Below are 11,368 nucleotides of genomic sequence, written 5' to 3'. Positions count from 1 at the left end.
GACTTATGATTTTCAACTGCACACTGCCAACTTTATTAACAGGATAGTGTTATGAGTAAAATCGCCGTTATCGGCGCCGGCCCCATGGGACTGGCCACGGCCTACGAGCTGACCAGACAGGATCACCAGGTCGATCTCTATGAATTTGATGATCGTCTTGGTGGTATGTCGGCCCATTTTGATTTTGATGGACTCAGCATCGAGCGATATTACCATTTTGTCTGCCGGCCCGACGAGCCGCTGTTTGAGCTGCTCGACGAACTGGACATGGCCGACCAGCTGCACTGGGTCGATACGAAGATGGGCTATTACTATCACGGTCATCTGCACCGCTGGGGCGATCCAATCTCGCTGTTGACCTTTCCTCACCTGAATTTCATATCTCGTCTGCGCTATGGCGCGCATATGTTCTTCGCCTCCAAACGCGACAAGGACAACTGGCGGGATCTGGACGATGTTGATGCCGTCAGCTGGCTGAAGAAAGGCAGCGGCAAAAAAGCCTACGAAGTACTCTGGGATCGGCTGTTCCGGCTCAAGTTCCACGACTTTACCGATAACCTCTCGGCCGCCTGGATCTGGGCGCGAATTCGTCGGGTCGGCCAGTCCCGGCGCAGTATTTTTCAGGAGTCGCTGGGCTACATTCAGGGTGGCTCGGAAACGCTGCTTAATGAGCTGGCCGCCCGCATCAAACAACAGGGCGGCAATATCCACCTGTCGACGCCGGTCCAGAATGTCCGCATTGAACACAACCGGGTTACCGGCATTGAACTCAACAGTGGTCTTGAAGCCTATGACAAGGTCATCAGCACCATCCCCCTGCAATATATTCCACGTCTGATCCCCGATCTCCCCGGGGATCAACTGGAACGTTACCGGCAGGTGCAGAACATCGGCGTGGTCTGTCTGATCTATAAACTTAAAAAACCGGTTACCGATAACTTCTGGCTCAATATCAGCGATCCGGATTTCGATATCCCCGGCATTATTGAAATGAGCAATCTGCGTCCCCTGTCCGATAAGGTCGTCTATGTTCCTTATTACATGCCGCAATCACACCCGAAATTCAGCTGGAGTGATGAGAAGATTATCAACGAGGCCACCGGGTACCTGAAAAAGCTCAACCCCGAACTGGGCGATGAGGACATACTCTCGGTCAGTGCTTCACGCTATGCCTATGCGCAACCGATTTGCCAGCCCGGATTTTCCAGATTGTTACCGCCGATCCGCGGAGCCATCGACAACCTGTTGATCGCCGACACCTCTTATTATTATCCGGAAGATCGCTCTATCGCCGAGAGCGTCAAACTTGGCAAGCAGCTGGCACAAATGGCCCAATCATGAAATCAAAGATGAGAAACCGGCCATGAGCAAGACCCTGCGGACCGAGTTCATGCAGTTTCTGGTCGTCGGTGGTTTTGCCGCGCTGGTGAACTTTATCTCGCGTATTATTATTAACGAGTGGGTAGGCTATCGACTGGCGGTTGTTCTTGCCTATCTGGTGGGCATGCTGACGGCATTTATCCTGTCGAAGATCTACGTGTTCGAAAAAAGCGGTCGCCATCACTGGCACGAATTGCGCGATTTCACCCTGGTTAACCTGCTGGCGGTGGTCCAGGTCTGGCTCATCAGTGTCGGCCTGGCCGAATACCTGTTCCCCGCCGTGGGCTACACCGTCTATGCCCCCGAAGTCGCCCACCTGATCGGCCTGGCCATCCCCGCTGTCACCAGCTACCTGGGGCACAAATACTATTCCTTCCGCAAATCCCCCTGATCGATCTTCAGGAAAATGTCAGGTAGCGCTGCGCGCAACCGGACCTACACTTTAGATATGAGCCCATAGCGCTTCGCTATATCGGCCCTACCGACTGCAAACTATTTTTTTGTGGGAGGCGATTTCATCGGCGACCAGCCTGCCAGGTTCGACAAGTCGCGGCTGCAAGCCCCTCCCACAACAGAATGCTCCTGTCACTGCATTCTATCGGTGCCTATTTCATCCACACTTTATACGCTGCCTGACTCGGTAGGTCACGCTGGCGTTAGCCTGCGTGACATCTCCACCGATGCCTCAGAATGTCAGGTAGCGCTGCGCGCAACCGGGCATACACCTCTAGCCCCTGGCGACTAGCAACTAGCCCCTTTGCAACCCGTCGCACTACAGTGATTTTTTCAATGACTATTAAGAGTGGACGATCCAGCCGTTAAGGATGGGAATCGATGGGTTGCAAATCGACTATGACAGCTGACGCAGCTTTCCACCATTTTTGAATAATAAAACAGGCTCAGTTCGGCATCCCGCGACTCGGCGGCGTGTTGCAGCTTTTTCGCCTGTTGATGAAACGCCTGGTCCTGTCGGATAAAGCCTTCCGGAAGGGTCTGATGCAGGGTCTTGCGCGCATCGGCACTCAGCTGCTGCTGAAGAATAAAACTGTCGTGTATCTGGCCGGCGGTCTCGGCCACGGTGTGCCACTGCCCCTGCGGGAGGGCCGTGCTAATCGTGGCCAGCGCCTCTTGCAGGGCCTGCATTTCCTGTTGCAATAACCCGCGCAGTTCAGGTTCATTCGCCAGCGGCCCGCCACCGCCCTGGGCCAGGACCGGACCACCGAGTGCCGCCATCACCAGCAATGCCACGAATACAGTGCGTTTTAGCGTGAACAACATACCCCCTCCTTCATTCAGATAGTGCCGGGCGAACAGAAGCCCGAACCTGACCTACTATAGCCTAGCGACTTCCCCCCTGTTTGCCCCTTGATACGTATCAAGGCGAGCGGCACTTGTCGCGCTCAAAATTGTTGACTAATCTACTTATATATTATCCCGTATGACAACCGTTTCGGTAGGTGCAGCGATGCCTGGCACAATCCAGATGGAAAATAATCATCAGGGGGTTTTACTCAAGATGAATGGCCTGGTCAGCGGCCGGGAAATCATCGATCTCAATCGTGAGATTTACAGCCGCGATCAGGACAAGCAATTGCGCTATCAAATCTGGGATTTTACCGACGCCAGACGCATGGAAGTGTCGCCGGAGGAACTGCACACTATCGCACTGGATGACAAGGCCGAAGCCGCGAGAAACCCGAACATGCTGGTCGCCCTGGTCGGCTCGCCCCGCCAGCTCAATGGCGTGGATATCTCCTACCAGGTGTTTTCCCAGACCTGGATCGGTGACGGGTTACAGAGCGACTCTTTTCGCAGCCTTCAAGAGGCTCGCCAGTGGATTGAGCGTTTGTTGTCAGCCACGCTTGAGACACAAACCAGCCAGAATTAAAAGCTCTCGCGCTCGATCTCCAGGTAAGCCCGGTTGATGTTGATGCCCATCTGACCCTCGAACTCCTTCATCTTCTTCCATTGCGACAAGTCCAGTGTCTTGCGGATTTCGCTGTCCATCATACCCTGGTTGTATCCTGCCTCGATCCCGGCATAGAGATCCGCCATCCGTTGATGCATGGCTTTAACATCGGCCATTGTCATCAATGGCCCATGGCCGGGTATCACAGTTTCGATGTCTCGCTTTTGAATCTTCGCCAGGGTATCAATCCAGCTACCAACGTGGGCGTCAACAAAACTGGGAATCATTTTCTTGACCAGAATGTCGCCGCTGACCAGCAGCTTGTCCCCTGGCAGATAAACCATCATATCGCCCGGAGTATGCGAGCCGGCGGGAACCCAGAACTCCATGGGGATTCCCTGCAGGGTCACGTTGGTGCGGGATTCCTGCGGATAGACCGTTTGTGCGGGTATCGGCCGGGTATCGGCGTGCGCTTTTCCGGTCATATTTTTCAGTATCCCGATCCAGTTATATCCCTCTTTCTTAACCAGTTCCCGACATTGCTTCGAACTGATAATTTCCGCATCCGGAAAGGCACTATTGCCCAGCATATGATCGCCATGATGGTGGGTATTGATAATATGGGTCACCGGTTTGTCGGTAATTCCGGCAATAGTGTCTTTCAGGTGCTGACCGATTTCATTACTGAACCCGGTATCGATCAGAACCACGCCCTCATCACCAATCAATACCGCGCTGTTGACCATATAGCCCTGATTCTCTTTCGACGGAAAACCGATCGGGCCCAGCAGGGTATAGACCCTGTCATTGATTTTTTTGACCTCCGGTGTCGGAATTCCCTCTCCGGCCTGGACGCCGGTCAATGACAACAGCAAAAACAGCAGAGCCAGAAAAGCTGACTGGCCTTTTAACAAACGATACATATGACTGAGCATGGCTTCACTCCTCGTAATTACGTGACATGATAATACCTGCCGTGGTCGACGTAAATTGCTCCGGTGACGACAGATAGTTCACAGAGTGAGGACAATTCATGCACTATTCTTTATAATTTGCGTATGTATCGACCCCGTCAGGCTCAATGTTCGCTTACCTGAACCAAAATGCGCTCATCAGCGCGCTGCGTGATTATCGCCTGACGGATCTGCGCCGCGACCTGCTGGCGGGCCTCACGGTCGGGATCGTCGCTGTCCCGCTGGCCATGGCGCTGGCCATCGCCAGCGGCGTGCCACCCCAGTACGGGCTCTACACCGCGATTATCGCCGGCCTAGTTATTGCCGTAAGCGGCGGTTCGCGTTTCAGCATTTCCGGTCCGACCGCCGCCTTCGTGGTCATCCTGTTGCCCATTACCCACACCTACGGGCTGGGCGGGCTGCTGGTGACAACCGTCATGGCCGGCATCATTCTGATTATTATGGGCGTAGCCAGAATGGGCCGGCTGATCCAGTTCATCCCCTATCCGGTGACCATCGGTTTTACCGCCGGTATCGCGGTGGTCATCGCCAGTTTGCAAATCAAGGATTTTCTCGGCCTGGCGACCGGTGAAATGCCACAGCACTTCCTGGAGAAAATGGGGGTTCTGCTGCAGGCCCTGCCCACCGCCCACTGGCCGGATCTGCTGATTGGTCTGCTCACGCTGTCCGTGCTGCTGTTCTGGTCGCGCCTGAAAAGCCGGGTTCCCGGTCATCTGGTGGCCCTGCTGATCGGCGCCATCGCCGCCTGGCTGCTGGGATTTGTCTGGCCTTCATTCAGTGTCGCCACCATTAATTCCCAGTTCACGTATTGGCTTGATGGCGTGCAGCAACAGGGTATCCCGCAGGCACCGCCGCTGCCGCTATTGCCCTGGAACCTGCCCGATGCCGGCGGCCAGCCCATCGGCCTGTCGTGGCAACTGGTGCGCGATCTGCTGCCTTCCGCGTTTACCGTGGCCATGCTCGGCGCCATCGAATCACTGCTGTGTGCCGTCGTCGCCGACGGCCTGACCGGCACTCGCCACAAGCCCGATACCGAACTGATCGGTCAGGGACTGGGCAATATTGTTGCGCCCTTTTTCGGCGGCATCCCGGCCACCGCGGCCATTGCCCGCACCGCCACCAACATTCGGGCCGGGGGTCGCAGCCCGATCGCCGCCATCATCCACTCGCTGGTGATCCTGTCAATTGTCATCAGCCTGGCCGGCCTGCTCGGCTACGTGCCGATGGCCGCACTGGCGGCACTGCTGCTGGTGGTGGCCTGGAACATGAGCGAAGCCCGCCACTTTGTTCATATACTACGTGTCGCGCCCCGCAGCGACATCGTGGTTCTGCTGGCCTGCTTCAGCCTGACCGTTCTGTTCGACATGGTAATTGCCGTAGCAGCCGGACTCGTGCTGGCCGCAATTCTGTTTATTCGCCGTATCTCCAGCCTGACCGGTGCCGAACTGATCAATCCCGAAGAGCATGAGCATCTGCGGGATATCCCGGATAACGTGGCCGTCTACGATATCAACGGCGCACTGTTTTTCGGTGCCGCGGAAAAAGCCATCAGCACGCTGCATCACGTCAACAGCAACATTGATATCGTCGTGCTGGATATGAGCGATGTCCAGATGATCGATATGACCGGCGTTGTCGCCCTGGAGACCCTGATCGCCAGCCTGCAGCAGAAAAATATAACCGTGCTGGTTGCCAACCTTCATCCGCGTATGCAAAACAAGCTTAAACGCGCCGGGATTCAGGAGCAGCCTGATAACCTCGAATACCACAGTGGACTGGAGGCGATACGCCAACGCATATTGTCAAGGCACACAAAACCGCTAAACTGAATCAAACACTCACCAGGTTTTGACCATGTCTGAAACCCTGACCGAAATCCTGACCGAAGCGATTGAGGACGAGTACAAAGCTCGCGCTACCTATCGCCGGGTTCTGGAAGAGTTTGGTGACGTACGCCCTTTCAGCAATATCGTCGAGGCGGAACAACGCCATATCAATGCCCTGCTGGTGCTGTTCACAGAGTATGGACTGCGCGTCCCCGAGGATAACTGGCCGGATCGTGTCGAGACACCGGCGACCCTGCTGGCCGCCTGTCAGGAAGGGGTCGCTGCCGAAATCGGCAATGCCACCATGTATGATCGTCTCCTCGCTGCCAGCAGCGACTACCCGGATATCCAGAGCGTGCTTCGTAACCTGCAACGCGCCTCCCAGGAGAACCACCTGCCTGCTTTTCAACGTTGTGTGGAAAGAGAAAACCGCCAACCAAAATAGTGTTATAAATAACCCCTTGCCTTCGTGTGCCGAGAACCACCACAATAATTAACTAATAATAATGCCGGGGTGGCAGGATGTCCTCGAACATCTTTGTGGTAGGACTCGACGATTTCAATCTTGCCCAGTTGCAGTCTCTAAGACATGCGAATGAGTATCAGTTTCATTCCCTCCTGTCCTATCAGGCGGTTAAACGTCCTGTTCGCGAACCGATCGAGCATTTGCTACAACAGGCTTATACAAAGCTGGACAGTTTCGAAGGCTCAATCGATGCCATCGTCGGTTACTGGGACTTTCCGGTCAGCACCATACTGCCAATAATCCGCCGACGCTATAACCTGCCCGGTCCGAGCCTGGAGGCAGTGCTCAAGTGCGAACACAAGTACTGGAGCCGCTGCCTGCAAATTGAGGTCGCTCCCGAATTGGTGCCGGAATTTCAGCTGGTGAATCCCTTCGACCCGGATGCAGAGGATAAAATCGAAATTGCCTACCCTTTCTGGCTAAAACCGATCAAGGCTGCCTCCTCCCATCTTGGATTCAAGATCAATAACCGCAAGACACTGACAGAAAGTCTTGCCATTATTCGTGACAAGATACACCGATTCGCCGGACCATTTAACGACATTCTGGATCAGGCTGCGGTCCCCTCGCACATCAGCCCTTTTGATGGCAATTACTGTATTGCAGAGGGGATCATCTCCAAAGGCGGGCAATGTACTCTCGAGGGCTATGTTCACAAAGGCGAGGTAACGGTCTACGGTGTAGTGGACTCAATTCGTTCCGGAAAGCAGCACAGCTCATTTTCCCGCTATCAATATCCGTCAAATCTTCCCGGTCGTGTCAAACAGCGCATGATTCAGGCGATCCGGAAGGTTATTTTGTATTTTGGCTATAACGACTCACCATTTAATGCTGAATTTTACTGGTCAAAAAAAGATAACAAGCTTTATTTACTCGAAATTAACACCCGTATTTCCAAATCGCACTGCCCACTCTTCAAAATGGTCGACGGTGAATACCATCATGCCGTGATGGTCGATGTGGCGCTGGGAAATAATCCCGGCTTCCCTTATCGTGAAGGCAACCACAAGGTTGCCGCGAAATTCATGGTGCGTCATTTCCGTGATGGTTATGTCAAAACCGTTCCGACTCGCTCACAAATCGATCAGGTAAAGCAGTGGTTTCCCGATACCGAAATACAGCTCCATATTGAACCCGGCATGTGGTTGCGTGATCTGAGCGACCAGGACAGCTATAGTTATGAAATCGCCACCCTTTTCATGGGGGCGAATAACCAGAAGCAGTTACTGGCAAACTATCAGGCCGCCCTGGATGGGCTTTCTTTTGACATCCGGGATACCGAATGAGGTTAGTGCATGCGCATCGTTAATGAATTCCCACACAAGGTCAAAACCATCGAGAACGTCTGGATTCCCATGCCGGACGGCATCCACCTGGCAGCCCGCCTCTGGCTCCCGGACGATGCCGAACAGGAACCGGTACCGGCGGTTCTCGAATACATTCCCTATCGCAAGCGCGATTCGGTCCGGGCCCGGGATGAACAGATCTATCCCTATTTCGCCGGCCACGGTTATGCCGGCATCCGGGTGGACCTGCGCGGCAGCGGCGACTCGGAAGGCGTGCTGCGCGATGAGTATCTGCAACAGGAGCTGGACGACGGGGTGGCGATCCTGCAATGGCTGGAGGATCAGCCGTGGTGCAACGGCAATGTCGGAATGATGGGTATCTCATGGGGGGGCTTCAACGGCCTCCAGATCGCCGCCATGCGGCCCCCGCAACTCAAGGCCGTCATTACCGCCAGCTCCACCGATGATCGTTACGCCGATGATGTGCATCACATGGGTGGATGTCTGCTGGGAGATAACCTCTCCTGGGCCTCGACCATGTTTGCCTATAACTCTTGTCCGCCCGATCCGGAGGTGGTTGGCGACAACTGGCGGGATATGTGGTTCGAACGCCTGCGCGGCAGCGGGCTCTGGCTGGAGCAGTGGCTGCAGCACCAGCGTCGGGATGATTACTGGAAGCATGGCTCGATATGCGAGGATTACGCCGATGTGCAATGTCCGGTGATGGCTGTCAGCGGCTGGGCCGACGGCTATTCCAATGCGGTGTTCCGCCTGCTGGAAAACCTCAGCGGGCCACGCAGTGGACTCATCGGCCCATGGAGCCACAAATACCCGCATATCGGCCAGCCTGGCCCGGCGATCGGTTTTTTGCAGGAGGCGGTTCGCTGGTGGGACAAATGGTTAAAAGGGCTCGACAACGGTGTCGACAAAGATCCGATGCTGCGAGTCTGGATGCAGGACAGTGTCCCGCCTACAACACGCTATCAGATGCGGCCCGGTCGCTGGGTTGCCGAGAACGACTGGCCGACGGCAGAAATCGAACAGCGGGAATTCATTCTCGCCCCGGCGCGCCAGTTACTTCCAGCTGATGAAACAAGCGGAGAAGAGACCCGCAACCTGCAATCACCGCTGGGCCTTGGTCTGTTTGCCGGCAAATGGTGCTCCTATGCGGCCGCGCCGGATCTACCCCACGATCAGCGCCAGGAAGATGGCGGCGCCCTGGTCTTTGACAGCGAGCCACTGGCAGAACCCCTCGAGATCCTTGGCGCCCCCGTTGTCGAACTGGAAGTGATTCCGGACAAACCTGTTGCCATGCTGGCAGTTCGACTTTCCGACATTGCGCCGGATAATAAAGCGGCCCGTGTCACCTACGGATTGCTGAACCTGACCCATCGTGACGATTCAGAACACCCCCAATCACTGCAGCCGGGCAAGCAATACCGGGTCCGAGTTCAGCTCAACAATATCGCCCAGCATTTCCCCGCCGGCCATCGCCTGCGCATCGCAGTGTCCACCTCTTACTGGCCGCTTGCCTGGCCAGCACCGGAATCCACCCAGGTCAAGGTCATCGCGGGAATCAGTCGTGCCTTTTTGCCCGTACGCACGCCCAGGGATAGCGATAACAACCTGCGCCCATTTGACGAGCCGGAAGCGGCACCGCCACTGGACACCGAAATGATCGAGCCGGAACACCATAACTGGCGCGTAATTCGGGATCTGGATCTCGATCTTTCGACCCTTAAGGTCATCAATGACAGTGGCATCGTCTATATCAGGGACATCGATCTGGAGATGGGCCGCAAAGCACTGGAGTGGTATACCTATCAGGGCGACGACTTCAACTCGGTTCGCGGCGAAACCCTGTGGGAACGCAGTTACAAGCGCGGCGACTGGTTTGTCAAAACCATCACCCGCACTGTATTGACCTCGACCGCAAGTGATTTCTATTTGCGCGCCGAACTCGACGCCTACGAAGGCGATAAACGGGTTTATTCAGCCAACTGGGACACGGTCATACCCCGGGATTTTGTTTAAGCTGTGCCCAAGACGAAACCAGAAAATGCATTGATACCAGAGTGATTGACAGCTGCCCTGTTGACAATAGATAGTTGTTGCCATGGCCCATGCACATCATCATACCCCGCATAGTTATAACCGCGCGTTCACCATTGGCATCAGTCTTAACCTGATCTTTGTCGTGATTGAGTTTGTTTATGGCTTTCTCGGTAACTCTCTGGCATTGATTACCGACGCCGGGCACAATCTCTCCGATGTACTGACCCTGTTGCTGGCCTGGGGCGCGATCTATCTGGCCGGCAAGGAGCCCACGCCCTATCGCACTTATGGCTTTCGGCGACTGACGATTCTCGCCTCACTATTGAGTGGCATGCTGTTACTCGTGGCGGTGGGGGCGATTGCCTGGGAGGCACTGGGTCGTCTGACCGCGCCACAACCGGTCGACGGCATGACCGTGATTGTGGTCGCTGCTATCGGCGTGGTGATCAATACCATCACCGCGCTCTTGTTCATCAGGGGTCAGAAAGACGATCTCAATATCAAGGCCGCCTTTTTGCACATGGCCGCCGATGCGGGTGTCTCACTGGGCGTGGTGATCGCCGGGGTTCTCATCATGTTTACCGACTGGCTGTGGATTGACCCGCTGCTCGGTCTGCTTATCGCGCTCGTCATTCTCTACAGCACGCTGGATCTGCTGCGTGATTCCACCGGCCTGGCCATCGATGCCGTCCCCAAAGGCATCGATCCCCATGAAGTTGAAGCTTATTTAAAGCAGCTACCCGGTGTCGATGAAGTCCATGATCTGCATATCTGGCCCATGAGCACCACCGAAACCGCCCTCACCGCGCACCTGGTCGTCCCACAATTTCCGGGGGACGATTCGCTGGTGCAACAGGCCAGCGATGAACTGCACCGTCGCTTCGGCATCGATCACGTCACCCTGCAGTGCGAGACCGGCAACGATTACTGCAAACAGGCCAGCCCGGGCAGTTTGTAGCTAACAGGCTTATATCAACCTTTTTCACCACGAAGACATGAAGCCTCGAAGTATTTAAGAAGAATTAAACCATAATGCTCTCGCAGAGACGCCCAAGACGCCAAGGACAAATAAATTATTTCTCTGCGGCTTGGCGTCTTGGCGAGAAACATCTATTCGGGTTTGATTTTCACCACGAAGACGCGAGGTCTCAAAGTATATAAATTATTTTCTTCCTGCCTTCGAGCCTTCGTGGTAAAGCTTTTAAAACCTTCTGTATCAGCACGTTATTAGAGACCAGTTGGCAGTCGGTAGGCCCGATATAGCGAAGCGCTATCGGGCATTTATCTAATAGAATGCAGTGACAGGAACATACTGTTGTGGGAGGGGCTTGCAGCCGCGACTTGTCGAACCTGGCAGGCTGGTCGCCGATGAAATCGCCTCCCACAAAATAAAAATAGTTGGCAGTTGGCAG

General features: G+C 55.0%; 11 protein-coding genes. 8 read left to right on the top strand and 3 right to left on the bottom strand.

Going from position 1 to position 11,368, the window contains the following annotated elements:
- Positions 1-51 precede the first annotated feature (51 nt).
- Together RI563_RS10500 and RI563_RS10495 are read left to right on the top strand one after the other, a co-directional pair.
- Entirely contained in the window at positions 52-1,341 is a 1,290-nt protein-coding gene (locus tag RI563_RS10500) for an NAD(P)/FAD-dependent oxidoreductase (RefSeq protein WP_310694334.1), read from the top strand.
- A gap of 22 nt (positions 1,342-1,363) precedes the next feature.
- A complete protein-coding gene (locus tag RI563_RS10495; protein ID WP_310694333.1) occupies positions 1,364-1,771 on the top strand; it encodes a GtrA family protein in 408 nt (135 codons plus the stop codon).
- A 395-nt stretch (positions 1,772-2,166) separates the two neighbouring features.
- Here the strand turns inward: RI563_RS10495 and RI563_RS10490 are convergent, their stop codons facing one another.
- Complete coding sequence (locus RI563_RS10490) at positions 2,167-2,658, bottom strand: hypothetical protein (RefSeq protein WP_310694332.1); 492 nt, start codon at positions 2,656-2,658, stop codon at positions 2,167-2,169.
- 205 nt (positions 2,659-2,863) lie between these two features.
- Here RI563_RS10490 and RI563_RS10485 point away from each other — a divergent pair, with 205 nt between their 5' ends.
- Complete coding sequence (locus tag RI563_RS10485; RefSeq protein ID WP_310694331.1) at positions 2,864-3,268, top strand: hypothetical protein; 405 nt, start codon at positions 2,864-2,866, stop codon at positions 3,266-3,268.
- Here the strand turns inward: RI563_RS10485 and RI563_RS10480 are convergent.
- Positions 3,265-4,224: an MBL fold metallo-hydrolase gene (locus RI563_RS10480; protein WP_310694330.1), complete on the bottom strand. Its 960-nt coding sequence runs from the start codon at positions 4,222-4,224 to the stop codon at positions 3,265-3,267. The two genes, RI563_RS10485 and RI563_RS10480, sit on opposite strands and share 4 nt — an antisense overlap.
- A gap of 146 nt (positions 4,225-4,370) precedes the next feature.
- On the opposite strand from RI563_RS10480, the gene dauA reads away from it, so the two are divergent.
- The 5 genes from dauA (at position 4,371) to RI563_RS10455 (ending at position 10,914) form a co-directional block, all read left to right on the top strand.
- Positions 4,371-6,092: a C4-dicarboxylic acid transporter DauA gene (gene dauA, locus RI563_RS10475; RefSeq protein ID WP_310694329.1), complete on the top strand. Its 1,722-nt coding sequence runs from the start codon at positions 4,371-4,373 to the stop codon at positions 6,090-6,092.
- A 25-nt stretch (positions 6,093-6,117) separates the two neighbouring features.
- Positions 6,118-6,534 (top strand): ferritin-like domain-containing protein, encoded by a 417-nt coding sequence (locus RI563_RS10470; protein ID WP_310694328.1) that lies wholly within the window; start codon positions 6,118-6,120, stop codon positions 6,532-6,534.
- A gap of 77 nt (positions 6,535-6,611) precedes the next feature.
- Positions 6,612-7,901: a D-alanine--D-alanine ligase gene (locus tag RI563_RS10465; protein WP_310694327.1), complete on the top strand. Its 1,290-nt coding sequence runs from the start codon at positions 6,612-6,614 to the stop codon at positions 7,899-7,901.
- Between the two features lie 9 nt (positions 7,902-7,910).
- Positions 7,911-9,935: a CocE/NonD family hydrolase gene (locus RI563_RS10460; RefSeq protein WP_310694326.1), complete on the top strand. Its 2,025-nt coding sequence runs from the start codon at positions 7,911-7,913 to the stop codon at positions 9,933-9,935.
- Positions 9,936-10,017: 82 nt separating this feature from the next.
- Positions 10,018-10,914: a cation diffusion facilitator family transporter gene (locus tag RI563_RS10455; RefSeq protein WP_310694325.1), complete on the top strand. Its 897-nt coding sequence runs from the start codon at positions 10,018-10,020 to the stop codon at positions 10,912-10,914.
- A gap of 190 nt (positions 10,915-11,104) precedes the next feature.
- Here RI563_RS10455 and RI563_RS10450 read toward each other — a convergent pair.
- Positions 11,105-11,368: hypothetical protein (locus RI563_RS10450; RefSeq protein ID WP_310694324.1), on the bottom strand; the 264-nt coding region annotated here is incomplete at its 5' end.

It is taken from the genome of Thiohalophilus sp. (assembly GCF_031581315.1).
Lineage (GTDB): Bacteria > Pseudomonadota > Gammaproteobacteria > UBA6429 > Thiohalophilaceae > Thiohalophilus.
The sequence above is the reverse complement of the archived record's forward strand: the minus strand, read 5'-3'. Positions and strand labels throughout refer to the sequence as shown.